The following is a 25,289-nucleotide window of genomic DNA, read 5'->3' on the forward strand; positions in this document are numbered from 1 at the left end:
CGTCCGCGAGCGCGACGACTTCTTCAGCCCTCCCGCGCGAGCGCGGCGGCGACGCAGGTGAGTTTGGTAGGGATTGTTGCGCCATCGGGGCTAGACTGACCGTATGTGTGGAATCGTCGGATATGTGGGACACCAGGAATCCTCATCGCGTCCTCTTGAGGTTGTTCTGGAAGGTTTGGCTCGGCTCGAATACCGCGGATACGATTCCGCCGGTGTCGCCGTGGCAGGCGCCGATGGGATGCAAATCGCCAAACGCGCCGGTCGCCTCGATAATCTCCGCGAGATTGTGACTGGCTCACCGCTGGCCGCGGCGCGAAGTGCCATTGGGCATACGCGCTGGGCAACGCACGGCGGCCCAACCGATACGAACGCCCACCCGCATGTCAGTTTTGATGCTCGAGTGGCAGTGGTACACAACGGCATTATCGAGAACTACCAGCAGCTCGCCGCCGAACTGACGGAACAGGGGATCCGGCGCACATCCGAGACCGATACGGAGGTCGCAGCGCATCAGCTCGCGCTGGAGCTTGCCAAGGACGGCGACCTTCTCGCGGCCATGCGTCGTCTGGCTGCCCGGCTGGAAGGCTCCTTCACCCTGGTGGCCTTGGATGCCGAGCATCCTGACGCCATCGTCGCTGCCCGGCGCAATTCGCCCCTGGTTGTCGGAATGGGGGAAGGTGAGAATTTTCTTGGCTCCGACGTGGCGGCCTTTGTCGGCCAGACCCGTCACGCCCTGGAATTGGGGCAGGACCAAATCGTTCGTATCACGGCTGATAACGTCGAAGTGATCGACTTCGACGGCACGCCGTCGCACGGTAACCCCTTCGAGGTTGACTGGGATGTCAACGCGGCCGTGAAAGGCGGGTACGACACCTTCATGGATAAGGAGATCCACGAGGAGCCGACCGCCGTCGCAGAGACCCTGCGCGGACGCACCACTCCGGATGGCAATCTCCAGCTGGACGAGATGCGTATTCCCGAGGAGATTCTGCGCTCCATCGACAAGATCATCGTCGTCGCCTGTGGCACCGCTGCCTACGCCGGGCACGTGGCCAAATACGCCATTGAGCACTGGTGTCGTATCCCGGTCGAAGTGGAACTGGCGCACGAGTTCCGCTATCGCGACCCGGTTGTCAACGAGCGCACACTGGTGGTTGCCATCTCGCAATCCGGAGAGACCATGGACACACTCATGGCCATCCGGCATGCCCGTGAGCAGGGGTCGAAGGTTCTGGCAATAGTGAACACACACGGCTCCACCATTGCCCGAGAATCGGATGCGGTGCTTTACACACACGCCGGGCCCGAGGTCGCCGTCGCCTCCACCAAAGCGTTCATCGCTCAGATCACCGCCTGCTACCTACTCGGCCTTTACCTCGCGGAGCTGCGTGGCAATAAGTATGTGGACGAGGTTGCTACCTATTTGGAAGAGCTCGGTAAGATGCCGGGGCGCATTCAGGAGGTGCTCGCTGCGGAAGATGAGGTTCGTGAACTGGCACGTTCGATGGCGGATACCACGTCGGTGCTCTTCCTCGGGAGGCACGTCGGATTCCCGGTGGCTCTGGAAGGTGCACTGAAGCTTAAGGAACTCGCTTACATTCATGCCGAGGGTTTCGCCGCTGGCGAGTTGAAGCACGGTCCCATCGCGCTGATCGAACAGGATCTGCCGGTCTTTGTGATCGTACCGACGCCGCGGCGGCCCTTGCTGCACTCCAAGGTCATTTCGAATCTGCAGGAGGTGCGCGCCCGTGGCGCGAATACCATCGTCATAGCAGAAGAGGGTGACACCGATGTGGAGGCGCATGCGTCGAAGGTCTTCTGGGTGCCGCGCACCACGCCAACCCTGATGATGCCGTTGGTGACCGTCGTGCCACTGCAGATTTTCGCCTGTGAGCTAGCACGGGTGAAGGGATACGATGTGGACAAGCCGCGGAACCTGGCGAAGTCCGTGACCGTGGAGTGAGCCATGAAGCGGGCGTACCGGTGTGATGACATCCGCGAGGCGGAGGCGCCACTGTTGGAGGCGGGCGTACCGCTCATGCAGCAAGCCGCCGCCGCGCTCGCCTCGGAAACGTTACGGGAGTGGCGTTCGCGTGGAAACCGGATCCCCGGCACTCGGGTGCTGCTGCTGGTAGGAGCCGGAAACAATGGCGGAGACGCACTGTACGCGGGCGCGCGGTTGGCCCGGCGTGGCATGGCCGTAATGGCTCTGCTTGCCAGCTCGCACGTTCACCCAGAGGGCCTCGCGGCCGCGCAACAGGCGGGCGTTCGCGTTGTTGATGGGCTGCCATCGGCGGATGTTGTTATCGACGGTTTAGTAGGCATTGGCGCACGCGGACCACTGCGAGAACCGCTGGCCGGCGTTGTACAGGCGCTGGGGCAGCGGCGGACAGAGCTGACAGTTGCAGTAGATGTGCCATCCGGGGTGGGTGGCGACGACGGCGCCGTTAGCGGCCCAGTGGTCACGGCGGATATCACAGTGACCATGGGTGCTCTGAAACCAGGCCTGCTTCTTGATCCGGGGCGCCGCCACGTGGGGCGAATCATTCGTGTTCCACTTGGCTTTGAAGCACATCTGCCATCCGAACCTGCGGCAATCACGCTTGAAGCACCGGAAATTGCACGGCTGTGGCGGGTGCCGGACGCCGATTCCCACAAGTACAGTCGCGGCGTTGCCGGGCTGATGACCGGTTCCCCCCGCTATCCGGGAGCGGGTCTGCTCTCGGTGGATGCCGCATTGGCATCCGGGTGTGGAATGGTGCGGTACGTGGGTCAGCGGGAGCTCGCGGGCGTCGTCGTACAGCGCTGCCCGGAGGTGGTGACAGCGCCCGGACGAGTACAGACTTGGGTCCTCGGTTCCGGAATTGATATGGACGACGAGGTCGCTGCCTCCGAAGTGGCGCGACGCCTGCATGAGGCCGTGGCGGAGGAACTCCCGGTGGTACTCGATGCCGGAGCGATTTCCCTCGCCTACACCACCGACCTGCCAGAAAACGTGGTTCTTACACCGCACGCCGGTGAACTCGTCGCTCTGCTGGCCGCACGCGGTGAGCACCTCTCGCGGCATGACGTGGAAACCGGTCCGGCGCGCGCTGCCCGGCTCGCTGCGACGCTGACGGGAGCAACCGTGCATCTCAAAGGCGCCATCGACGTTGCCTGCTCGCCCGACGGTCCGCTGTACGTGCAATCCAATGCGCCCGCGTGGCGCGGAACGGCTGGTGCCGGCGATGTGCAGGCCGGCCTGCTCGGTGGCCTCTTGGCACAGTGGGGCCGTGCGGCCGCCCATCCCGCACGCCTTGCCGCGGCCGCCGCAGCTATCCATGCACGTGCTGCCGCTATCGCGTCCGGAACCGACGCAGGCGGAGTGGGGCGGCCGATTCGTGCTGGCGAGATCGTCCGGGCGATCCCGGCGGCAATAGCTGAGACGTTCGCGGAGGCGTGATGATTCCCTACTATCCGGCAGTGGCCGATATTGATCTGGATGCTGCTGCCCGCAACCTGCGCCAAGTGCGTAGCGCAATCGACGGGCAGAAGATTCTGGCCGTCGTCAAGGCGGATGCATACGGCCATGGTCGAGCGCAATGTGCGCGGGCATTTCTGGCGGCGGGAGCAGATTTCCTCGGGGTGGCACAGCTTGGTGAAGCATTGGCGCTGCGTGAGGAGATCGGGCCGGGGCCGCGCATTCTCGCGTGGATATATGCCCCCGGTGCTCCCCTGGTCGACGCCGTGCGCGCCGGGATAGATGTGTCGGTGGGCTCCTTCTGGGCCATCGATGAGTTGGCGGCTGCAGCTAAAATAACAGCCATCGCCGCGCGTATTCATCTCAAGGTCGATACGGCGATGACCCGCGGGGGTTTCAACCTTGAGAATGTTGAAGAGGCGGCCCGGCGTATTCGCGGCGCGGGGGAGTTATTCGATCCGGTTGGTTTGTGGAGTCACCTGGCGCGGGCGGACGAGCCCGATTGCGGAGTGACCGAGCAGCAGATTGAGCGTTTCGAGCAGGCACGTACAGCTGCCGCGCGCGGCGGCGTGGTCTTTGAAATCCATCATCTTGCGGCTTCCGCCGGCGCTTTGTGGCATCCCGCAACCCGTTACGATATGGTCCGGCCCGGTATCGTGCTTTACGGCCTGTCTCCCGAGCCGGAAGTGGCACGCGCACACGACATGGGCCTGCGGGCCGTTATGACTTTATCAGCGCAACTCACGGTGGATCGGCAGGTTCCCGCTGGCACGGGCATTTCCTACGGGCATACGGCACACACCGACCGGGCGATGCGACTGGGCGTGGTACCGCTGGGCTACGGGGATGGCATTGACCGAAAAGCGTCTAACAGCGCGCCGCTCGTCGTTGCGGGCGAACGCACGCGCATCCTCGGGCGGGTGTGCATGGACCAGTTCGTTGTGCCGATACCGGAACATGCGCAGGCCGGATCCACCGTGTACCTGTTCGGCGACGCCGCAGCGGGGTTGCCGACGGCGGACGATTGGGCTGCCGCAACCGGAACCATTGGATATGAGGTTGTCACGCGCCTTGGGGCTCGCGTGCCGCGCCGCTATCATGGCACGGGTGAACGATGCGAGTGAGGAGATGTTTTGGAACTAACCGTTGCGCGAGCCGCCGACATGCGCCAGCTGGGCGAACGAGTGGGGCGTCTGCTGCACGGCGGCGATCTCATCATGCTGAACGGACCGCTTGGCGCGGGTAAAACGACTCTCACCCAGGGGATCGCGCGCGGTATGGGTGTCGGCGCGCGAGTTGTCTCCCCGACCTTCGTGATTGCACAAGTACACCATTCGGCAGGCGGTGGTCCTGATCTGGTTCATGTGGACGCCTATCGGCTGAATTCCCTAGAGGAGCTTGATGCGCTTGATCTGGATGCCTCGCTGGAAGAGTCCGTCACCGTGGTCGAGTGGGGCGAGGGCAAGGTTGAAGTTCTTTCGCCGGATCGGCTGATGATTTCGATAGCCCGGGCGGTCGGCGGCGATCCACTGGAGGTTGATACGCCGCGCACTGTTGGTTTCGAAGCGTCCGGGCCTCGCTCGCACCAACTCCTTGCACAACTGAGCGGGGCGCGACCGGGCGAACGGATGAGCCGCGACGCCGTGCCGATGAGCGCTGGTGGCGAGCAGGCGCAGGAGGCTTCGTGGTTCGGCTGTTGAGCGGCATCGCAGTTGCTGTCGCGCTTGCGGGGAGTCCGACGACGGCGATCGACGGTGACTGGTTCTCCTCAACCGCGCAGAGCATCGTGCGTGAAAATGCGTCCCGGGACCTTCCGGGTGTGGCCAGTAACAGGATTGATGACCTGAAAATTGGGGATCCGGTGACGGTGGAGCAGGAGAGTTATCAGGTGGCGCCAATCCTGCTGGATGGTACGCCGGTGGGTACGATTGCCACGGACTTCGCGGGCACCGAGGTTATTACCAATGATGAGTATTTCGCCGACACGGTTGCGGCCATGCCGCGCGATGGACGGATCGTTGTCTTCACTGAACTAGGGGGCGCGGAGGATCTGGGAGGATGGTTCCTTCGGGTAGATGGCCTGGTATCTCCGTTGGACCCGGTGGCTCGGTCCGTGCTTGCCGGGCCGGTCGGCGAGGACGACTTCGAGACGATACGGGAGTCATTCGGCACGTCGGCAGCCGTCGGCACCGGTGATAGTGAGCCGGGGAAGGAACAGGCCGGATCGCGACGGATCGTCCTCTATCTCGGTGTGGTGGTAGGGGTGCTGGCAGCCGTCACGGTGGTGCTGGCCGTGCGTCGTCGGAGGAGGAATGCGCGCGAAGGCCAAGCGCATGATCGAGCAACACCGCCCGGTAATGGCGGAAGAATCGCCACAATAAGCGAGGAAACGGTTCGCGAGAATGAATGAGTGGACACGAGAATGAATGAGCAGGCAAGCGGTATGAATCAGGGCAGCGGTATGAATATTTTGACGATTGATACATCGGATCGTTCGGTGGTGGGAGTCGTTCGCCGCGACGAGAGCGGGCCGACCGAACTAGCACGTGAGATCTCCGCCGATGCTCGCCATCATGCGGAGACGCTGACTCCGATGGTGCAGCGTCTACTGGAGGCAAGCGATGTAATGCGTCCAGACATGGTGATTGTCGGCACCGGACCGGGTGCCTTCACCGGGTTGCGCGCGGGCCTCATGACGGGGCGTGCACTGAGCCGCGGCTGGAATGTCCCGATCTACGGCGTCTCCTCGCTGGAGTCTCTCGCGGCCGCCGCGGGCGATGGCGAGGTGTTGGCTGTGATTGACGCGCGTAGGCGGGAGGTGTTCACGCTGCGTGCCCGCGTCACCGGCGATGATGTGGAAGTTCTGTCGGGGCCGACAATCGCGGCGCCGTCGGCGTTGGAACCGGCACCGACCATTGCGGTGCAGCGCGAATGGCGGGAGCTGCCGGACGCCGTCGTTGTGCAATGCGAACCGGTGGCCATGGTGCGAGTCGCCTTGGCGTACCTGTACCAGGGCGAGGAAGCGAAGCTGGGGGCGGAACCGCAGTATTTGCGGCGGCCCGATATTCACGGCGGCGTGCCGCAGTCTCATGGCAGATAATATCGGGCGGCAGGAGGACGGTTCGGGAAACGGCGACCTCCTCGGCCCGGGAGATGCTTTGTCGGCCGGGTTGCAGCGAATCGAACCGGGACTGGAGTATCTCAGCCGCGTTGTCGACTTCGACAAAAGGATCTTTGGCCGCGACGCCTGGCCACGGGCGGTGTGGCGTTACGAGTTGGCGCAACGGGGCCGCTATATGGCTTATGTGGAGGCCAATGGGGAGATAGCAGCACTCGGCGCGATTGCCGGCGTGCCGGAGGCGGAAGTGCTAACTGTTGGTGTAGATCCGCGATGGCGCCGCCGCGGTTTGGCGCGACGCCTGTTGCGCGAACTACTAGACATCGCGCTTGATCAGGGGCGGTCGTCGTCTTTCTTGAGGTACGAGCTCGTGACCGTGGCGCGCAGGCCCTTTATGAACAGCAGGGGTTCAGGGCGGTAGGCAGACGTCCGCAGTACTATCACGACGACGACGCACTAATTATGCGTTGGGATGCGTAAGAAAGTGACAACGGTTCCAGGTTGCTGCCACCTGTGAAGGGCAAGGATTCCGAGCGGTAGACAAACGCTTGCGGCTCGGAAACGACGTAGTCGTGACGAAGATCATGCCGCATGGCGGGCCGATAAGGGACGAAGGGCGGAGAGAGATCCAGAAAACCTACTTCAGCCCGCGGAGAATTACGACACTGATTCTTGACGTATTTCCTACACGTGCGGTAAGGGCGGAAGAATTCGCTACGATCAAGACGTGGCTACGTCATCTTTACCTGTGAAGCGCGGCCGGCAAACAACCGTGGCGTTGAAAGTTGCCATGGCGGTCACCGGCCTCATCTTCGTTCTTTTCGTCCTTTTCCACATGTACGGCAATTTGAAGCTGTTCATGGGCGCGGAGGCGTACAACCATTACGCCGAGTGGCTGCATGAAGACCTGTTGTACCCGATTCTTCCACATAAGGGTGGAGTGTGGATTCTGCGGGTAGTGCTGCTATTGGCGTTGTGCATCCACGTCTTCGCCGCTTATAAGACCTGGCAGCGCGGTCGGCAGGGGCGCGGTGCCAAATACAAGGTCACGAAGGGCAAGAAGCGGCGTCTGACCTACGCGTCACGCACGATGCGTTACGGCGGCCTGATCTTGTTTGCCTTCATCATCTTCCATATCCTGCAGTTCACGGCACTGAAGATAAATATCGGCGCAAACTACTCGATGGTCTCGCCGTACGAGCGAGTCGTTGCCGGTTTCTCCGTGTGGTGGTGTTGGCTGATCTACTTGATCGCGATGTGCGCTTTGTGCCTGCATGTGCGCCATGGCGTGTTTTCGGCTCTGGCCACACTGGGATTGGATACACGTCAGCGCGAATTTGCCTTCAACCTCATTGCCTGGGCGTGCGCGCTGGCACTCCTCATTGGTTTTATGGCTCCCCCAACCGCCATCCTCGTTGGATGGATTTCCTAAGGAATGGACATGACTGAACTGATTCAGGGACTGTACACCGAGGGCGAGCCGATCGCCGATACGAAGGCGCCCGACGGCCCGCTTGCCGATAAGTGGAACACGCGTAAATTCAATGCGCGGCTCGTCAACCCGGCCAACCGCCGCAAGATGTCGGTGATCGTCGTCGGCTCGGGGCTTGCCGGCGCGGCTGCTGCGGCATCTTTGGGTGAAATGGGATACCCGGTCAAGGTGTTCTACTACCAGGATTCCGCTCGGCGCGCGCATTCGATTGCGGCGCAGGGCGGCATCAACGCAGCGAAGAATTACAAGAACGACAACGATTCCACCTACCGGCTTTTCTACGACACGATTAAGGGCGGTGACTATCGCGCTCGTGAGTCAAATGTATACCGGCTGGCGGAAGTCAGTGCTAACATCATCGACCAGTGCGTGGCGCAAGGAGTTCCTTTCGCCCGTGAATACGGCGGATACCTCGACAACCGCTCCTTCGGCGGTGTGCAGGTATCGCGTACCTTCTACGCGCGCGGCCAGACGGGTCAGCAGTTGCTGATCGGCGCCTACCAGGCGTTGATGCGGCAGGTTGCCGCCGGAACGGTCAAGGCCTATGACCGCCACGAGATGATGGAGCTCATCGTCAAGGACGGCCGAGCACGCGGAATCGTCACTCGTGATATGGTCAGCGGCCAAATTGAGACCTTTGTTGCCGACGCCGTCGTACTAGCCACCGGCGGATACGGTAACGTGTTTTTCCTATCCACGAACGCGATGGGCTGCAATGCTTCGGCCATCTGGCGTGCCCACCGCAAGGGTGCTTACTTCGCCAACCCGTGCTACACGCAGATTCATCCGACTTGTATTCCACAGCACGGTGACTACCAGTCCAAACTCACCCTGATGTCGGAGTCGCTGCGTAACGATGGGCGCATCTGGGTGCCGAAGAAGAAAGAGGACTGCAAGAAGGATCCGCGCGATATTCCCGAGGAGGATCGCGACTACTACCTGGAGCGCATCTACCCGGCCTTCGGCAATCTGGTGCCGCGCGATATCGCTTCCCGGCAGGCCAAGAATATGTGCGATGAAGGTCGCGGCGTTGGTCCGGAGATTGACGGAGTGGCGCGGGGTGTGTACCTCGATTTCGCGGACGCCATCCAGCGTATGGGGCGAGAGGCGGTTTCCGCCAAGTACGGCAATCTGTTTGACATGTACAAGCGGATCACCGACGACGACCCGTACGAGGTCCCGATGCGTATCTACCCGGCCGTTCATTACACGATGGGTGGCCTGTGGGTCGATTACGATCTCGAGTCGACGATCCCGGGCCTGTACGTGACCGGCGAGGCGAACTTCTCCGATCACGGCGCCAACCGGCTCGGTGCCTCGGCATTGATGCAGGGCCTGGCGGACGGGTACTTCGTGTTGCCCAATACAATCAACGACTACCTCGCCGATGCGCCGTTCGAAAGCCTTGATGCGGCCGATCCTGCTGTTGCTGAGGCACGGCAGAACGTGGAGGAACGCGTCGGGACCTTCATGAACATGAAGGGAACGCATTCAGTGGATTACTTCCATAAGAAGCTCGGCTCCATCATGTGGGAGCGATGCGGTATGGAGCGGACGGCCGAAGGCCTGCGGAAGGCAGTCGGCGAAATCCGCGAGTTGCACGAGCAATTCTGGAGGGATGCTCGGGTTCCCGGCAGCGCGAAGGATCTGAATAACTCGCTGGAGAAGGCCGGGCGAGTAGCGGACTTCTTCGAGCTGGCTGAGCTGATGTGTATTGATGCTTTGCACCGCGAGGAATCTTGCGGCGGCCACTTCCGTGCTGAGTCGCAGACTCCTGAAGGCGAGGCTCTCCGGCATGACGACCGGTTCGCCTACGTGGCGGCCTGGGAGTGGACCGGCGAGTCGCAGCCCCCGGTTCTCCACAAGGAGGACCTCAACTATCAATTCGTCCACATGACACAGCGGAGTTACAAGTGAGAATCAATTTGGAGTACTGGCGCCAGAACGGCCCGGATGATCCCGGTCATTTCGAGAAGCGCACGCTGGAGAACGTTGATGATCACGCCTCCTTCCTTGAGATGCTTGACGTTCTCAACGAAGAGCTCTTCGCCGCCGGTGAGGAACCGGTAGCGTTCGACTCGGACTGTCGCGAGGGCATTTGTGGAATGTGTGGGCTCGTCATCAATGGCGATCCACACGGTCCGGAGCGCACCACGACCTGCCAGTTACATATGCGCAGCTTCAAGGATGGCGATACCATCACCATCGAGCCGTGGCGCGTGGCGGCCTTTCCGGTAATCAAGGATCTTGCGGTTGATCGCAGCGCCTTGGATCGCATTGTGCAGGCAGGCGGTTACATCTCGGTGAACACCGGTGCAGCACCGGATGCCCATTCGCAGCTTGTGCCCAAGGCCAACGCGGATCGGGCCTTCGAAGCTGCGGCCTGCATCGGGTGCGGCGCTTGCGCGGCAGCGTGCCCGAACGGCTCCGCGATGCTGTTCACCTCGGCGAAGGTTATGCATCTCGGCCTCCTGCCGCAGGGCGAGCCGGAGCGGCGCGACCGCGTGGTGAATATGCTGGTTCAACAGGACGAAGAGGGCTTTGGCGGCTGCACGAACACTGGCGCTTGCGCCAGTGTGTGCCCGAAGGAGATTCCCTTCGAGCTGATCTCGCTACTGAACCGGGAGCTGATACGTTCAATGCATCACAAGGCGCGCCAGCGCAGCGCGTAGGTACACAGCGGCACGGCGCAGCGCGTAGGTGGTGCGCGTAGGCGTAAAGGGCCGGTAGTCGGCTACACGGTACCGAGCTGGTCAATCGCGCTGCAGATAAGCCGGAGTATTAACGTCCCGCTGCAGGCGAGCCGGAGTATCAACGAGAACCGGAGCATTAACGAGAAATAGAGGGTGTTTCAAGAAGTGTCGGGAAATAACCGACACTTCTTGAAACACCCTCCACTTCTTTCGAGCGAGTCTTTCCTGCGCCTTGGTCTAGGTTCTCCTGGACCGGAGCCTGTTGCTAGGGACTGCTGCAGAGGCCTGTTGCTCAGGCCTGTTGCTTGGCGAGGCTGAGCTAGGGCGCGCGGTGGGCGCCGATGCGGTGTGCTGGCTCCCGTGGGGCCTGTGGTCTTTTGACGCCGAATTGGCAGGTGTGAGGCATGATGCCTTTGTTCCGCCGTGTTGTGGGTGTGGTGGAATGGTGGCCTTGGGATGATGGTGAGAAGTGGAGGGATTTTCGAGAAGTGTCGTGGAAATCCCTACACTTCTTGCAACGTCCTCCACTTCTTGGAATATGTCCTTCCTGGTCCTTGGCCAGGGTCCTGTTGGACGGGGTCCGCGTGGAGCCCGTGGCTTTTCGCCCGGGTTAACCGGGATCATACGAGCCTGGGCAAGGCGATGACGATGCCGTGTAGCGGCCTTACGGAGGCGTCGCTGTAGGCTCAGGGGGCTTTTCAACAGTGCGAAAGGTGCTGCCGGGCAGGGCGTGTGGCTTCCACAGGGGATTTCAGTCCAGGCCAGCCCTGGCGAAAGGCTCTTCCGGGCAGACTGTGCGACCCTCTTCTCGGATACGGGTATGTGTCAGCCCTGGCGAAAGGCTCTTCCGGGCAGACTGTACGGCCGCCCTATAGACTAGGAGACCGTGAGTAGTTCTACCGTGCTGGGCATTGAAACGTCGTGTGATGAAACGGGTGTCGCCGTCGTACGAGACGGCGAGCTGCTGGCGGATGTGACCGCTACGTCCATGGACGAATATGCGCGCTACGGCGGTATCATCCCGGAGATTGCCTCGCGGGCACATTTGGAGACGGTGATCCCGACGCTCGATGCTGCATTGGATGAGGCAGGTTTAGCGCTCGATGATATTGATGCGATTGCGGTGACCGCCGGGCCGGGGCTGATCGGGTCTTTGACTGTGGGAGTGTCCGCTGCCAAGGCGTTGGCGCTTTCGCTGGGGAAACCGCTATACGGCGTCAACCACATTATTGGACATCTGTGCGTGGACGAATTGGTCGAGGGGCCGTTCCCGGAGCGATTCATTGGCTTGGTGGTTTCTGGGGGCCATACCTCGTTGTTGCGGGTCGCGAATATTGCTACCGACGTGGTGGAACTGGGAGGAACACTCGACGACGCCGCCGGTGAGGCTTTTGACAAGGTGGGGCGATTGCTCGGTCTGCCCTATCCGGGAGGTCCGCATATCGACCGCTTGGCGCGTGAGGGGGACCGGACAGCCATTCGCTTCCCACGCGGCCTTTCCCGGGGCAAGGACAAGGCCCGTCACCCCTACGATTTTTCGTTCTCCGGGCTGAAGACGGCCGTCGCCCGCTATGTGGAAGACCTTGAGGCGCGCGGCGAGGAACTGCCTAAGGCCGATATCGCAGCCGGATTTTCCGAGGCGGTAGCCGATGTACTGGTAGAGAAGGCAATGGCAGCTTGCCAAGTCAATGATTGCGACACCCTGGTGATTGGCGGCGGTTTCTCGGCCAACTCTCGTCTGCGGGAGCTGGCGGCGGAGCGCGCCGAGAAGTATGGCATCGCGGTGCGTGTGCCGCCGATTCGTTATTGCACCGATAATGGTGCAATGATCGCAGCCCTGGGTTGGGAGCTGGTACGCAATGGGGTGGAACCATCATCTTTGGACATCACGGTTGAGACGGCCATGGATCTCAATAAGATACGAATGTAGCCGGAGCCGGGATCTTAGGCGTGAAAGATGAAGCTCTTAGGCATGTAAGACGGAACCTTGGCCTGCGGCGACCTCCACTGGCCGAGCCACGGTGTACACGGTGCAACATGCGACCGGGAAGACTTCCAATTCCTGTGAAATCGTCCTGCTCACCATGCGCGGACGCGCCTTCCGTGTGCCCCACAGATGCCCCACCGACCACGTCTTCAACGAATATGCTGCGCAGGGCGCACCTGCAGCGTGCCGCACCAGGTGCATCGCTCACGGGAAGGCCGCACGGGTCGCTCAAGGAACAGGCCACACGGGTACGCCTGCAATGAGTACGCCCGCAGGATGCCGCGCAGGCACGGGTACGCCCCTAGCATGCTGTACCGGAACGTCTTATATGAACGTGCCTAACGAGGTCCACCCTCAACGTGCCGCACCGCGAATGTGTTCAACTGGCCAACCGAACACGGCTTCCTCCGATAGGTGGAGCCACCCACTAGCTGCCGTTACTAGCTGCCTTCGCCGAGAACACGCTCGGCCAGGATCGCGCGGTGGCGTCCCAGAACCGGGGTGAGGATGAGTACGCCGGGGCGTCCGGTGTGCTTGCCGATTCTCTTCCGTAACAGCTCGACGTCGGTGTCGGTGCCGCGTTTCTTAATCTCCAGCGCTCCGATTCCGTGGGCGTCCAGCGCCCGCTTGATGTCCTTGGCATCATTGCGGAGAACTTCCCGGATCGCAAAAGAATCACATCCGGGCAGTGGCTTCTCGCCGGTCAGGTAGGCGATTCCGTCGGATACTGGGGCGACGTCGTATGTGCTGCACAATCGCGCGATTGCGCCGGCGCGGATAAGCGCGGCGTTCGGCTCAAGAAGTAGCGGACCGAGGGCGGAAGGTTCGGAAGGGATAACCGGTTCGTCGGCAGATGTGGCACCGGAGTTGAAAGTGACTCTATCGACGACGGCGTAGCGTCCGGGCGTTCCTGTGCCTTGCCACACGACTGCCTCCAGTAATTCACCGCCTTCACTGGTCCAGACCACGTGTGCCTGCGCGGGGAGGATACTGTGTGGAATGCCGGGAGCGACCTTGATGCCGGAGTAGCGGTAGGAGGCAGCAATGTCAAGCGCCTGCCCGTAAGTGGGTGACCAGCTCTGTGGATCCTTTATGCGCCTGCCGGTCGATGTGCGGCGTGCCGGGTCTAACCACACCGCGTCGGTGTCTGGAACCATTGCGGTCACACCGTCTTCGCACAGCACCGTGGCGGCGGGAAGATTTGCCCGGGCAATAAGTGCGGTGGCGGGATCGGATTCGATTGCCGTGACTTGCAGGTCGGCATCACAAAAGGCGAGGGAATCCGCTCCTATCCCGCAGCCGATGTCAACGACATGCCGTGCCCCAGCACGTGCGAATTGCGCGGCGTGTGTTTGGGCGACGCTCCACCGGCTTGACTGCTCATAGCCGGCCTGCGTGAAGAATAGGGTTTCGGCAAGATTACCGAACTTGGCTCGTGCACGTTGGCGCAGGCGTGCCTGCGTCAAAACAACGGCGACGAGTTCGGGCGCGTGGCCCTCGCGGCGCAGACGACCGGCGAGGGCGAGTGCGTCGTCGCCGCGGTAAGGGGGCAGTGACTCTAACAGGGCTCGGCCTTCCGGGCTGAGCAGCGCGGTGACCTCGGAAACATCCACGGGCAGCATTGTCGCATGAGCGCAGGGGAGATGTGCGGGGAGGGAGGGGCACAACGTGCCAATTGGCGCTGGCGGATCGCAGGCGTTGACCGCTGCGGATGCGGGGTGGATCGCAAACGTGCCAATTGGCGCTGGCGGATCGCAGAGAGCAATGAGATAGGCGTGTGCGTGGTGTGCTCGCTCCGCGCTGACGATCACTGTGCCAGATCTCATGGGATGAAGAAAGGCGAGGGATGCGCTCATCAGGCGGGGTGTGCGGGGAGAAGCGTGCGCCTGGGTACGCGCGGCTATGTGCGCGGATTCGCGCACGTGATGTGTCCGGATTGCGTCGCGCTAAGTTTGGGCGGGCAGCGGTCCTACGGGGTGTTGATTGCGACAAGTCTGGCACTCGCCTTGACCGAGTGCTAACTTCGGCATAACCTTCTTACGGACGTAGTTCTAACTACGGCTTGTGCCCGGTTCGGGCCCGGCCCCCGCGACGGCGGGTCCCGCGGCCAGGTGCTTCATAACCAAAGCACGAGTTGAAGAAGAAAGGGGATCCGCAGTGTCGGTCTCCATCAAACCGCTTGAGGATCGCATCGTGATCCAGCAGCTGGAAGCAGAAACCACCACGGCCTCCGGCCTTGTCCTTCCGGACACGGCCAAGGAGAAGCCGCAGGAGGGGAAGGTCCTTGCCGTTGGGCCGGGACGCATTGACGACAAGGGCAACCGTGTTCCGGTTGACGTCAAGGAGGGTGACGTGGTCATTTACTCCAAGTACGGCGGTACCGAGATCAAGTACGGTGCGGATGAGTACATCATCCTGTCCTCGCGCGACGTGCTGGCGGTCGTCGAGAAGTAAGACTGCTGATAAAGGTCGGGACGGTCCTAGGGTCGTCCCGACCTTTGCATTTGGCCGTCCCGACCTTTGCGTTTGGCCGTCCCGACCTTGTATTAAGCCGTGTGCGCGGTGTCTTCTGTGCTAAGTCGTGTTTAAGGCCAGACGGATTGGGAGATGAGTGTGGTCCGACGGTTCTTCGGCGCATGGTAGCGTCCAAGCATGGCGAGACGGACCGCAGATGAGTGTGGTCAGACGGTAGCGGATGTCCAAATCCCGTCCAAACGAGAGTCTGCCGGTTGAGTCGAGTTGCGGAATCCGCATGATTCCGCCATTTCTTAAATTGATCCAATCAACTTATCCGTCGTTTGGACGGGATTTGGACATCATTCCTCGATTCTCGACCACAGAGACTCCCACGCGGTGGGCTGGAGCCGTCGGCATTGGCAGGGAACGTGTCAACGCCGCCTCGCGTGCCAGCCGTGAGAACCGCCAAGGGAGACTGCGCGTCCGCCTGGGCGGGGAACGTGTCAACACTGCCTCGCGACTCACCCTACTAACCGGTGACTGCCATGCGGGCCGGTAGGTTAGTGCCCGTGCGGGCCAGTAGCGTAGAGCGCGCGCGGCCGCTGCGGTGTCGGGGCCCTGGGAGTGCCGCGCGGGCCGTCAGCTTAGTACCCGCGCAGGCCGGTACCAAGAATGTACTTATCACCCGGCCTTGCAACCGGTAGGTTAGTACCCGCATAGGCGTCCGCGCGCTTTGCTTGCCGGTGCGCCGCTGTCCTTGTGGCTGCCTTGGCACGCACTGTCGCCCAGGAGTACTCGCGGTTGTTGACGGGTCAGTCTCCGCCACGGCAGGGGAGACAAGCGAGTGACTGTGGAGCGCTCGCGGTTGTCGATGGATCCGTCTCCGGCCCGTCGGCACAGGTGGTCTCTCAAGGTCTAGTCAACAACGGCAGCTGTGGCTACCGCGATGAGGCGAAGGTTGTGCGGCAGTGCGCCGTCGGCGTCGGAAGCGGTCATCGTGAGGATAACGGTGTCCTTTGCCGGGTTGTTGACGAACTTGGTGGAGAAATAGCCCTGCCACGAGTACGCGCCGGGTCCGCCTAAGAAGGCCGGCGATCCATCGGGTGCACCGATGCCCTCTTGAATCTCCAACTGGTATCCCCACTTATTCTTGAAGCCCTGCCACCAGTACTTCTCGCCGATCTGGTTGGTGGTCATCATGTCGACTGCAGTGGGCGAGAGGATTCGCACGCCATTGAATTCGCCGCGGTTGAGAAGCATCTGAGCCAGCTTGTAGTAGTCATGGGTTGTGCCATGCAGGCCGGCTGCGCCAGAGAAGTATGTTCGGTAGGGCGAATGCGCGCCCTCGGGGCCAAGCTTGTACGGGCCGACTTGTACATTCTCATACTGCCGTTCGTCTCTGCCGGGCCAGTAGCATTCTGCCAAGCGATGCTTCTGGTCTTCGGGGATGAAGAACCAGGTTTCATCCATGCCGAGCGGGGCGAAAATGTTCTGGCGCAGATACGAATCAAAGTCCTGACCGGAAATGACTTCTACTAGCCGGGCCAGGGTATCCACAGACGAGTTGGAATAATCAAACATCTCGCCAGGCTCAGCGATTAGCGGAGCTTGTGCGACGCGCTTGATGTTCTCCTCAAGAGTTGTATCGGGAGCATTCATGTCGTCCCGTACTCCAAGCTGACCGTAGATCTTCGGTACCACGTGATAGACGGGAAGATCGAAGCGTTCATCCCACCAGGAGTTAGTTAGTCCCGCGGTCATGGACAGCAGGTGGTGGAAGGTGATCGGTTTTGTTGCTGGAACCAACCGGTAACTGAGATCTTTTTCGACGACGGCGACGTGCGGGTGCCCGAACTCGGGCAGGTAGTTTGCAATGGGTTCCTGGAGGTCGAGTAGTCCCTTTTCCCACAGTTGCATCACTGCAACGGCGGTTGGGATTTTCGACATGGAGGCGAGGCGGAAGATCGAGTCGGTTGCCATGGGCACGCCTTCGTCGGCCTTTCCAAACGCCTTGAAGTAGCAGATTCTGCCGTGGCGGGCCATGAGGACCACCATGCCTTGGTATGCATTCTCGTCGATATGTTTGGCGACGAGCGTATCAATGCGAGCGAGGCGATCAGCGCTAACGCCTACACTCGCCGGATCAACAATGTGTGAATCGTCCATGATTCTCCAATCGGTTAGTAGGGCGGCAAGTGCCCGTGTGATCAATTCTCCCTGAAAATCTCGCGCCATGCGGGCAGTTTGGTGGGTGAATCTTCGCTGGGCGGCCAAAGGGTAGCGAAGCTGCGGTGACGCTAAGCGGCGGTGAGGTCTGGGCTGGGGTGTACTCTTCATGCGGTGTGTGGTGATCCTGGCCGGTGGGGTTGAACATGGCGCAGGGCACCGTCGATCCCCATGCGGTATTGTGGCGATCCTCGCCGCCCGCGGCGAGGGCGGCCATTCGGTCTGCTATATGGTGAGGGTGACATTCAGCAGTTCTGGCCGTTCGCGAGGTCGGTACTTTGCTTCTCTGGCGGAACCCGTATGCAGTAGATGGCAATGCCCGCCTTGAACCGGGAACCGTTCGCCAGGCCGTCTCTGGCGGAACCCGCATGCAGTACGCGGCAATTCGCGCCTTATAGGAGAGATGCTGTGGATGCATCGGATCTGAGACTGGCTAGTGGGTAGGAGAGGGTGCTGCGTAGTATGGCGGCATGAGCACTCGTGACCCGTTTGAGTTCCTTGGTCTCACATACGATGATGTTCTGCTGGTTCCCCAAGCAACAGATGTCATCCCCTCCGAAGTCGACACCACCAGTCGGCTCACCCGCAGAATCACTTTGAAGACGCCCTTGATATCCGCCGCCATGGATACAGTTACCGAGTCGCGTATGGCGATTGCCATGGCCCGGCAAGGCGGAATCGGCATTATTCACCGCAATCTCTCCATCGAGGACCAAGCCGCGCAGGTCAGCGTCGTCAAACGATCTGAGTCTGGCATGGTCCAGGACCCGGTGACCGTCGGACCCGACGCGACGATTTCACAACTCGACGAACTGTGCGGAAAGTATCGGGTGTCAGGGCTGCCCGTTGTGGACGACGACCGCAGGTTGCTTGGAATCATAACCAACCGAGATCTTCGTTTTATCCCGGAAGAGGACTTCGCCACCCGGACGGTGCGCGAGACGATGACGCCCATGCCACTGGTGACCGCGCCGCAGGGTGTGGAACGTGACGAGGCGGCGAGGCTTTTGGCCCAGCACAAGATCGAGAAGCTGCCGTTAGTCGACGAACATGGCCGCTTGTCCGGGTTGATCACGGTGAAGGACTTCGTCAAGACCCAGCAGTACCCGAATGCTTCGAAAGACTCGGACGGCCGGTTGATCGTGGGAGCGGGCGTTGGTTATTTGGCGGACTCGTGGGAGCGTGCGTGCGCACTTGCTGAGGCGGATGTGGACATTCTTGTCATTGATTCGGCCAATGGTGAGGCAAAGCTGGCGCTCGACATGATTCGCCGCTTGCGTTCCGACTCCGGGTTTGACGGCGTGCAGATTATCGGCGGCAATATCGCCACCCAGTCGGGTGCTCAGGCGTTGATCGACGCGGGGGTCGACGCGGTCAAGGTCGGCATTGGTCCGGGATCAATCTGTACCACCAGGGTTGTTGCCGGGGTCGGTATGCCGCAGGTGACCGCAATTGTTGAGGCGGCAAAAGCGTGCGGACCGGCGGGCGTTCCTTTGATTGCCGACGGCGGACTGCAGTACTCGGGAGACATTGGGAAGGCCTTGGTAGCAGGAGCGGACACGGTCATGCTGGGATCTCTGCTGGCGGGGTGTGAAGAAACGCCTGGCGAACTGGTGTTCGTCAACGGCAAGCAGTTCAAGCATTACCGGGGTATGGGGTCTTTGGGAGCGATGTCCTCGCGTGGCAAGCGTTCCTATTCGAAGGATCGCTACTTCCAAAGCGATGTCACCTCTGATGACAAGATCATTCCGGAGGGTATTGAGGGCCAGGTACCTTATCGGGGATCGCTGAGTTCGGTGCTCTATGAACTAGTCGGCGGTTTGCACCAGACGATGTTCTATTCGGGTGCGCGGACGGTTCCCGAGTTGAAGGAGCGAGGGCGTTTCGTTCGTATGACGTCAGCTGGACTTCGTGAGTCGCATCCGCACGACGTGCAAATGACCGTCGAGGCTCCGAACTATGCGGGCCGCGCGAACTGACACTTGAGGCAACTCACGCTCGAGGGAACCGAGAATCGCGCAAACCGACACTCGAGTAGGCCGATACTCGCGCGGACCGAGATTCGAGTGCACTGATGCTCGCGCAGACCGACACTGATGCGCCTTCCGGTGAAGGCAGCGAAACCGTTCACACTGCATGGGCGACGGGCCATTCCACGCTTTCCGTTGCTGGTGGCCTCTCTTCCTGCTGTGCTCGTTTGTTCAAGAAGGTGATGAACTCGGCGTATGCCTGTTCCTCTTGTTCTTGAATATCAATGAGTGGCTGTTCGGCGAGCTCCGGGTAGGCGCGCAGCATGGCGCCCAGCAGGCGCAGAGTGGCCATCACGTCAGCTTCGGCGTTGTGGAAGTCGTCGTCGTTCCACACATGGTAGTGGCGGCATAGATCTTCCAAGCGACGCTTGCCCTTGCGGTAACGATCAACGCTCCGATCCAGCAGGTACGGATCGACGACGGGGTAGATAATCCCGCCCAGGCGTTCGGCTAGCGTGGGGATGCTGTGGCGGCTCAGCTCGGCTTCGAGAAGCGTGAGGTCGTAGACCGCATTGAAGGCGACAATCGGCCATTCCTGTTCCATGTGTGCGGCGAGGGTGTCTGCAATTTCGGCAAGGACTTCCTCCGCAGGGCGCCCCTCGGTGCGGGCCTGCTCGGTGGTGATGCCGTGGACCTGGGTTGCGGACTCCGGAATCTCGACGCCGGGATCCGCCAGCCAGTAGCGTCTTGTAACGCCTTCGGTGGTGATGGTGACGAGCGAACATGTCACCAGCCGCGACTCTTCCGGCCGCACTCCGGTTGTCTCCGTGTCAAAGCCGATAATCGGGCTCTCGCTCCACATAACAATCCTTTCTTCGTTGCTCTAAGCCTAGCGGGCGCCTCCGACAGATAGCTGGGTGGGAAGAGACGGCCGGGCGTAGGTATCGGGTTGATTAGGCCTTGTACTTGTGGACGGCAACTCGTATCGTGGGAGTGACAGTACTCACTCAGCCACGGGAGTTGCAGGTGTCCGAAGTATACGTAGAGGTGGCCAGCCTGGAAGCGGCCGCCCGTAGCGCAGAATCAGCAAGCGATGAAGCAGATGGAATCAGGGTGACCGCAGAAACGAACAGTGTTGAAGAAGCGATGGAAGGATCTGTTGCTGCATCGACAGTTGAGTCCGCGACGGAGGCAGTGGACGCCCTGGGTACCCGACTTCGAAATGTACTGAGCGAGTTCTCATCCGCCCTGACTGTGGCGAAGGAGGGCTATTCCCTGACTACAGGACCAACCTCGATTTCTCAGCGATTGACAGGGAGGCAGGCCGCTGATGGTGACATGGGCACAGATCGCGAAGTGGAAGGCGTCTAGCCTTGACGGTTTCTTGGACATGCTGATCTCTGCGCGGAAGCGTGGCATGGCAGTCGGAGACTACATCTCGCAGACCGATGTGTCTACAGGTTGGCGAGGAGCCGGAGCTGAAGCGGCTCAGGATCGCCTGAACCAGATTGAAGCCTCATGCGAGTACCTTCTCGCCAATATCGGTGATCTCATTATGGCGACTTCTACAGCTCAGGACGGCGTCGGCGAAGTTGAACTGGCTCTCAACGAGGCACTGTCCTGGGCCGGCTATTGGAATTTCTCCATCAGCGAGAGTGGCGAGGTCATTGATCCTCACCCGTACGATGTCGGAATACATGCCAACCCAGAGGCGAGGGAACTTGCCGACGAACACAATGCCGCACTGGAAAACACGCGTATGGCGGTTGACGCCGCAATGTCAAAGACAGATGAGGTCGACCGAACCTATCAGCAGGCCCTGGCTAAGATTGCCAGTGGTGAGGTCAGTGAAGTTGAGGCACTTGACGATACGCCTGGCGTACCGGATGCGCCACCCGAAAACGCCTCGACGGAGCAGGTCGCTGCATGGTGGAATTCCCTTACTGAGGCGGAGCGCAACGCGATGTTCGACAAATACTATCGTCGGCTCGGAAACCTCGATGGGATTGACGCGGCAACTCGTGACAAAGCGAATCGGCGGGCATTTGAGGAAGACTATCGGGTGATCGAAGAAGAGTTGGAGGAGCTTGACAAGCGATTCGCTACATTTCCCGACCGTCGCGCGACTGGCCTCAACGAGGAACCTATGGCGCCGGGAGACTCGGAGAAGATGCAAAGGTGGAGTGACCTCCATCACCGGAAGACGGACATCGAGGCCATTCGAAATGCACTCGATGGTGCGAACGGAGATACGCAACTACTTCTCTACGAGTCGCGAACTGATGAACCAGGGCATACGATGACTCATGCGGCAATCGCCGTCGGCGATGTCGACACAGCCGACAACGTCACGACTTATGTTCCGGGAATGACGACGACTGTTGCAAAAGACATTGAGTCGATGGTGGGCGATATGGAACGGCTGAAGCAACATTCGGAATAAGTGGCGGGCAATGGCGAGAGCGTCGCAGGGGTTGCATGGATCGGCTACGATGCGCCCCCGCTGTTGCATCAGCTGCGCTTCCTGAACGGGCAGAGGCTGGCGGTGCGGCCTTAGCGCCGTTTTTGGAGGGGATCGAGGATTCCCGGCATGCGGGGTTGAATGATGTCCACCAATCGCTGCTCGGTCATTTGTACGGTTCGACGACGTCGAGTTATGGCCTGACTGAGGTTCGACCTGGTGTAGTTGATGACTACGCTGCGTTTGGATCACCCGGAACACAGCCGGGCTATGACCTCAACGTTCCTGACGGACACAACTTCGTGTTGAAAAACAGAGAAGACCCGGTGACATATGTTGGCGATACGCTCATGATTCATGGGGATGACCCTGCCGACGATAACAGCTTCACCGAACTTGACGCCAACAAGGACCTCCATCTGAATCCATTTGGGGCACATTCGACATATTTTGAGGAGGATTCCGTGGCACTTGACAGTCTGTCCAGAGTTGTAGCAGGAAAGGCTGGGTAGGGCAGGTAACTGGAACTCGGGAGCAGATGGTGACCTCGCTCTGTGTGTGAGCATTCGGAAGTGCCAAATTCCCAGTTGCATTGGGCGTTGAAGCACAGGTGCCGACGCGGTGATCAATTGGCACCGGCAATCGGCGCGGCTGGATGCGTAGTGTAATCCGGTCACCGCGGAGCAACCCCGCACGCCCTGCATGTTCGGTTCGCATGCAACCGGCCCTTGAACGCAGTATTCCGCTCAGGGTATGCTTGGTCACGTCGTGCTCACTTGTAGCGAAAGGGCAGCGGTGTCAGAACTACGCGTTGAAGAAGGCAGCCTCGATAGCGCCATGACCAATACCCAGGAGGCGAGCGACTACGCCGGGAACGTTCAGGTCTCTGATGGTATGGGAACCGTATCAAGCGGCATGAGTGGCGCCTCGGCAGCGGTCGCAGCAAGCTCGGCGGGTCAGGCGGTTGACGATCTAGCGAAGAAGCTGGCGAGCGGACTGACGGAGTTTCATTCGGCGCTCGACAGTGCCAAACAGTCGTATTCCAGCACGGATGAGACGACGAGCATTGATTTTTCGGCGTTTGATACAGCGATGGGGGAGTCATGAGTGCTCTAAGTGGTGTCGGCGCGCTAGTAGGTGGGGCCGTTGGAGCCGCCTTCAGCCTCACCTGGGAGAACATCAAGGACTGGAAGAGTTCTGGTCTTGACACGGCAGTTGATGACCTGATTGCGGCCCGCAAGGACGCCAAAGGTGCGGGAGACTATATCCTTGCTATCGACGTGTCGACGGGCTGGTCGGGTGTGGGCGCTGAGGCCGCTCAAGAACGACGCAGTGAGCTCGAATCCGCCTGCGAAGTGTTGCTGGCCAATATCGGCGATCTGCTGGCGGCGACGACCGCTGCGCAAAACGGTGTGGGAGATGTTGAGCTGCTGGTTAATGAGGCGATCTCGAGGGTGGAGTATTGGGGTTTCAATATCTCTTCTTCGGGAGAAGTCACCGATCCTGATCCAATCGACGCGGCTCCCTCTAGCCCGATAATGCAGCAGGAGAAACTTGAGCGTGAAGAAGCTCTTGGCACTGCTCGGGAATCGGTCGCTGCTGCACTTACACGAGCGCAGGAAGTTAACTCTGACTACGTCGAGGCTCTGAACAAGGTGGCCAACGGCGAAGTCAGTGAGGTGGAAGGCCTTGGCGACACTCCGGGTGTCGCTGATACGCCGCCGGTGGCCGCATCAACGGAAGAGGTTGCCGCATGGTGGAACTCGCTGACTGAGGAAGAACAGCGCTCGATGGTTAAACACAATTATCGTGGGCTTGGAAATCTCGACGGTATACCGGCTTGGGCTCGTCATGAGGCAAATCTGAAGAAGCTCGACGACGAAGAAAGAGCAGTTAATGCCTTGCTGCCAACCGCTCAAGGTGAGCATAAGAGGGCGCTCGAGCAGCAAAAGGCCGAGATTGATGCGATTCGGACTGCCCTTGCTAAAGCTGGAGAAGAAGGGCAACTCCTTCTTTACGAAGAAGCGTGGGGTGAGCCGGGTAGTGAACGTGCGCACGTCGCTATCTCTGTAGGCGATGTGGACACTGCCGACCACATTACAACCGTTGTACCGGGCATGACGACGACGGTTGAGAGTATGCCCGATAAAGTTGAAGAGATGCAACGGCTTAAGCAGCATTCGGAGCAGGCTGCTGGTAATGGAGAGACCACTGCGGCGATTATGTGGTTGGGGTACGACGCGCCGCAAAGCCCTCCAGCTGACTGGTCGGTCGCGGGTACCGATAATGCCAAACGAGGCGGCGACTCGCTGGCATCGTTTGAAGAGGGAATCTCTGATTCGCGGCGGTTAGGCGCCGGTGATGCGCATATGTCGGTGCTCGGTCATTCGTATGGTTCGACGACATCGAGTTACGGCGTGGCGCAGGTACGGCCCGGTGTCGTTGACGACTACGCCGTATACGGTTCTCCGGGTACGCTGCCGGGCTATGACATGAATGTTCCGGAAGGACACAAGTATGTGTTGCGAAACTCCAACGATGTGATAGGCATGTTCAGCGGAGCCCTCGGCAACGAGCCACTGGACGACCCCAGTTTTACGGAGCTCGACGCGAATGATAATTTCTCGAAGCGCGAGCACTCTACCTATCTTGATGAGGGCTCTACTGCTCTGAACAGTCTGTCAAAGGTCGTAGCAGGAACGGCGGGTTAGGCATATGAGCATTTTTGATGAGGATGGCGCAAAGCCTCTTAAAGAGCGAGTCGATATTGAGACGTCGCAGAGCCAACTGAACCGGGCGCTGAAGGATGCGCGCCTGCGCATTGATGCGGTTTTCGGCCCGTTCGAGTGGACCTGGTTGGACGAGGAACCTCGCCGTGGTGCCGGGAGCATCGAAAGGAATGCGGGTGTCACCGAAACCGGCACCGCGATCAATAGTCGGCAGGGGATGGTCATTGCGTCCCCGCTTACGGACAACGACTTCTTCGACGCACTGGACATCGTCAAGGAGGAGGTTGCTCCGTACGGCTTCACCTATCTGATTAATCAGTCGGATGCCCAGCTGTTCGATTTCTTCCTGTATAACAGGGAAGATGGCGGCCATATCAGTGTTGTCATGAACCGTGAGAACCGCGGCTTTTCCATCGCGTACAGCACCGGCCACCGGCCGGTGTGATTGCGTGTTCTTTCGGGTCCGAAGTAGTGACACCTGAGAGCTGCGATGGCCTCGCGCCGTCGTGGACCGGCACACTACCGGCATGTCTCTTTGAGCGTGTAGCGTGTGTTTCTGCCACAGGCATGTTGAATCACGCGGAAAGCGGCACCGCACAGTCGGGTCTCCGTCCGGATGTCATAGAGTGGCGGCGCCTTCGTCTGAAGGACTGGCATGTTGCTCTGGTCAGCAACAGTATGAGCGTCTCACGTGTT

The 25,289-nt window shown here is 60.4% G+C and carries 22 protein-coding genes; 19 read left to right on the forward strand and 3 right to left on the reverse strand.

Annotation, left to right across the window (positions count from 1 at the left end):
* The first annotated feature begins 103 nt into the window (after positions 1-103).
* The 11 genes from glmS to tsaD all read left to right on the forward strand — a co-directional run bounded on the left by glmS (position 104) and on the right by tsaD (position 12,693).
* The gene (gene glmS / locus DDD63_RS03850) at positions 104-1,963 is read left to right on the forward strand and encodes a glutamine--fructose-6-phosphate transaminase (isomerizing) (protein WP_108715265.1); all 1,860 of its coding nucleotides are present in this window, start codon (positions 104-106) and stop codon (positions 1,961-1,963) included.
* A gap of 3 nt (positions 1,964-1,966) precedes the next feature.
* Complete coding sequence (locus tag DDD63_RS03855; protein ID WP_108715266.1) at positions 1,967-3,442, forward strand: NAD(P)H-hydrate epimerase; 1,476 nt, start codon at positions 1,967-1,969, stop codon at positions 3,440-3,442.
* A gap of 20 nt (positions 3,443-3,462) precedes the next feature.
* Complete coding sequence (alr, locus tag DDD63_RS03860; protein WP_240611406.1) at positions 3,463-4,584, forward strand: alanine racemase; 1,122 nt, start codon at positions 3,463-3,465, stop codon at positions 4,582-4,584.
* A 39-nt stretch (positions 4,585-4,623) separates the two neighbouring features.
* Positions 4,624-5,160 (forward strand): tRNA (adenosine(37)-N6)-threonylcarbamoyltransferase complex ATPase subunit type 1 TsaE, encoded by a 537-nt coding sequence (gene tsaE, locus DDD63_RS03865; RefSeq protein ID WP_108716634.1) that lies wholly within the window; start codon positions 4,624-4,626, stop codon positions 5,158-5,160.
* Positions 5,145-5,870: a hypothetical protein gene (locus DDD63_RS03870; RefSeq protein WP_108715268.1), complete on the forward strand. Its 726-nt coding sequence runs from the start codon at positions 5,145-5,147 to the stop codon at positions 5,868-5,870. Before tsaE ends, DDD63_RS03870 begins: the two co-directional genes overlap by 16 nt.
* The gene (tsaB, locus tag DDD63_RS03875) at positions 5,871-6,560 is read left to right on the forward strand and encodes a tRNA (adenosine(37)-N6)-threonylcarbamoyltransferase complex dimerization subunit type 1 TsaB (protein WP_125482424.1); all 690 of its coding nucleotides are present in this window, start codon (positions 5,871-5,873) and stop codon (positions 6,558-6,560) included. It abuts the gene before it with no gap.
* Positions 6,550-6,999, forward strand: coding sequence for a GNAT family N-acetyltransferase (locus tag DDD63_RS03880; RefSeq protein ID WP_108715270.1), 450 nt, complete (start codon positions 6,550-6,552; stop codon positions 6,997-6,999). The genes tsaB and DDD63_RS03880 overlap by 11 nt, the downstream gene beginning before the upstream one ends.
* Before the next feature lie 306 nt (positions 7,000-7,305).
* On the forward strand, positions 7,306-8,010 hold the full coding sequence (locus DDD63_RS03885; protein ID WP_125482425.1) for a succinate dehydrogenase cytochrome b subunit: 705 nt from the start codon (positions 7,306-7,308) through the stop codon (positions 8,008-8,010).
* Between the two features lie 9 nt (positions 8,011-8,019).
* Positions 8,020-9,987, forward strand: coding sequence for a fumarate reductase/succinate dehydrogenase flavoprotein subunit (locus DDD63_RS03890; RefSeq protein ID WP_108715272.1), 1,968 nt, complete (start codon positions 8,020-8,022; stop codon positions 9,985-9,987).
* Positions 9,984-10,742 carry a succinate dehydrogenase/fumarate reductase iron-sulfur subunit gene (locus DDD63_RS03895; RefSeq protein ID WP_108715273.1) on the forward strand — a complete coding sequence of 253 codons (759 nt, stop codon included), beginning with the start codon at positions 9,984-9,986 and terminating at the stop codon, positions 10,740-10,742. Before DDD63_RS03890 ends, DDD63_RS03895 begins: the two co-directional genes overlap by 4 nt.
* A gap of 907 nt (positions 10,743-11,649) precedes the next feature.
* Complete coding sequence (gene tsaD, locus DDD63_RS03900) at positions 11,650-12,693, forward strand: tRNA (adenosine(37)-N6)-threonylcarbamoyltransferase complex transferase subunit TsaD (RefSeq protein ID WP_108715274.1); 1,044 nt, start codon at positions 11,650-11,652, stop codon at positions 12,691-12,693.
* Between the two features lie 497 nt (positions 12,694-13,190).
* Here the strand turns inward: tsaD and DDD63_RS03905 are convergent, their stop codons facing one another.
* Complete coding sequence (locus tag DDD63_RS03905) at positions 13,191-14,363, reverse strand: class I SAM-dependent methyltransferase (protein ID WP_125482426.1); 1,173 nt, start codon at positions 14,361-14,363, stop codon at positions 13,191-13,193.
* A 544-nt stretch (positions 14,364-14,907) separates the two neighbouring features.
* On the opposite strand from DDD63_RS03905, the gene groES reads away from it, so the two are divergent.
* On the forward strand, positions 14,908-15,204 hold the full coding sequence (gene groES / locus DDD63_RS03910) for a co-chaperone GroES (protein WP_108715276.1): 297 nt from the start codon (positions 14,908-14,910) through the stop codon (positions 15,202-15,204).
* A 918-nt stretch (positions 15,205-16,122) separates the two neighbouring features.
* On the opposite strand, the gene DDD63_RS03915 is transcribed toward groES, so the two are convergent.
* Positions 16,123-17,442 carry a serine hydrolase domain-containing protein gene (locus DDD63_RS03915; RefSeq protein ID WP_205647310.1) on the reverse strand — a complete coding sequence of 440 codons (1,320 nt, stop codon included), beginning with the start codon at positions 17,440-17,442 and terminating at the stop codon, positions 16,123-16,125.
* A gap of 461 nt (positions 17,443-17,903) precedes the next feature.
* Here DDD63_RS03915 and guaB point away from each other — a divergent pair, with 461 nt between their 5' ends.
* Complete coding sequence (guaB, locus tag DDD63_RS03920; RefSeq protein WP_108715278.1) at positions 17,904-19,412, forward strand: IMP dehydrogenase; 1,509 nt, start codon at positions 17,904-17,906, stop codon at positions 19,410-19,412.
* A gap of 148 nt (positions 19,413-19,560) precedes the next feature.
* On the opposite strand, the gene DDD63_RS03925 is transcribed toward guaB, so the two are convergent.
* Positions 19,561-20,265 (reverse strand): exonuclease domain-containing protein, encoded by a 705-nt coding sequence (locus tag DDD63_RS03925; protein ID WP_108715279.1) that lies wholly within the window; start codon positions 20,263-20,265, stop codon positions 19,561-19,563.
* A 164-nt stretch (positions 20,266-20,429) separates the two neighbouring features.
* Here DDD63_RS03925 and DDD63_RS03930 point away from each other — a divergent pair, with 164 nt between their 5' ends.
* The 6 genes from DDD63_RS03930 (at position 20,430) to DDD63_RS03955 (ending at position 25,038) form a co-directional block, all read left to right on the forward strand.
* Positions 20,430-20,774: a hypothetical protein gene (locus DDD63_RS03930; protein ID WP_205647311.1), complete on the forward strand. Its 345-nt coding sequence runs from the start codon at positions 20,430-20,432 to the stop codon at positions 20,772-20,774.
* The gene (locus tag DDD63_RS13090) at positions 20,734-21,846 is read left to right on the forward strand and encodes an alpha/beta hydrolase (protein WP_108715281.1); all 1,113 of its coding nucleotides are present in this window, start codon (positions 20,734-20,736) and stop codon (positions 21,844-21,846) included. The genes DDD63_RS03930 and DDD63_RS13090 overlap by 41 nt, the downstream gene beginning before the upstream one ends.
* Before the next feature lie 35 nt (positions 21,847-21,881).
* Entirely contained in the window at positions 21,882-22,376 is a 495-nt protein-coding gene (locus tag DDD63_RS03940; RefSeq protein WP_108715282.1) for an alpha/beta hydrolase, read from the forward strand.
* Between the two features lie 241 nt (positions 22,377-22,617).
* Positions 22,618-22,971 carry a hypothetical protein gene (locus tag DDD63_RS03945; protein WP_125482428.1) on the forward strand — a complete coding sequence of 118 codons (354 nt, stop codon included), beginning with the start codon at positions 22,618-22,620 and terminating at the stop codon, positions 22,969-22,971.
* Complete coding sequence (locus tag DDD63_RS03950; protein WP_108715284.1) at positions 22,968-24,575, forward strand: alpha/beta hydrolase; 1,608 nt, start codon at positions 22,968-22,970, stop codon at positions 24,573-24,575. The genes DDD63_RS03945 and DDD63_RS03950 overlap by 4 nt, the downstream gene beginning before the upstream one ends.
* Positions 24,576-24,579: 4 nt before the next feature.
* Positions 24,580-25,038, forward strand: coding sequence for an LppA family lipoprotein (locus DDD63_RS03955; RefSeq protein ID WP_108715285.1), 459 nt, complete (start codon positions 24,580-24,582; stop codon positions 25,036-25,038).
* The last annotated feature ends 251 nt before the right edge of the window (positions 25,039-25,289 follow it).

The sequence above is a fragment of the Actinobaculum sp. 313 genome (assembly GCF_003073475.1).
Lineage (GTDB): Bacteria > Actinomycetota > Actinomycetes > Actinomycetales > Actinomycetaceae > Asp313.

Bases quoted from the DNA above. Each gene is read 5' to 3' on its own strand.
- DDD63_RS03925 (WP_108715279.1), bottom strand. From the start codon at position 20,265: ATGTGGAGCGAGAGCCCGATTATCGGCTTTGACACGGAGACAACCGGA.
- DDD63_RS03915 (WP_205647310.1), bottom strand. From the start codon at position 17,442: ATGGCGCGAGATTTTCAGGGAGAATTGATCACACGGGCACTTGCCGCC.
- guaB (WP_108715278.1), top strand. From the start codon at position 17,904: ATGAGCACTCGTGACCCGTTTGAGTTCCTTGGTCTCACATACGATGAT.
- DDD63_RS03945 (WP_125482428.1), top strand. From the start codon at position 22,618: ATGCTTGGTCACGTCGTGCTCACTTGTAGCGAAAGGGCAGCGGTGTCA.
- tsaE (WP_108716634.1), top strand. From the start codon at position 4,624: ATGCGCCAGCTGGGCGAACGAGTGGGGCGTCTGCTGCACGGCGGCGAT.
- DDD63_RS13090 (WP_108715281.1), top strand. From the start codon at position 20,734: ATGGTGACATGGGCACAGATCGCGAAGTGGAAGGCGTCTAGCCTTGAC.
- glmS (WP_108715265.1), top strand. From the start codon at position 104: ATGTGTGGAATCGTCGGATATGTGGGACACCAGGAATCCTCATCGCGT.
- DDD63_RS03955 (WP_108715285.1), top strand. From the start codon at position 24,580: ATGAGCATTTTTGATGAGGATGGCGCAAAGCCTCTTAAAGAGCGAGTC.
- DDD63_RS03880 (WP_108715270.1), top strand. From the start codon at position 6,550: ATGGCAGATAATATCGGGCGGCAGGAGGACGGTTCGGGAAACGGCGAC.
- DDD63_RS03855 (WP_108715266.1), top strand. From the start codon at position 1,967: ATGAAGCGGGCGTACCGGTGTGATGACATCCGCGAGGCGGAGGCGCCA.
- DDD63_RS03890 (WP_108715272.1), top strand. From the start codon at position 8,020: ATGACTGAACTGATTCAGGGACTGTACACCGAGGGCGAGCCGATCGCC.
- DDD63_RS03940 (WP_108715282.1), top strand. From the start codon at position 21,882: ATGGATCGGCTACGATGCGCCCCCGCTGTTGCATCAGCTGCGCTTCCT.
- DDD63_RS03950 (WP_108715284.1), top strand. From the start codon at position 22,968: ATGAGTGCTCTAAGTGGTGTCGGCGCGCTAGTAGGTGGGGCCGTTGGA.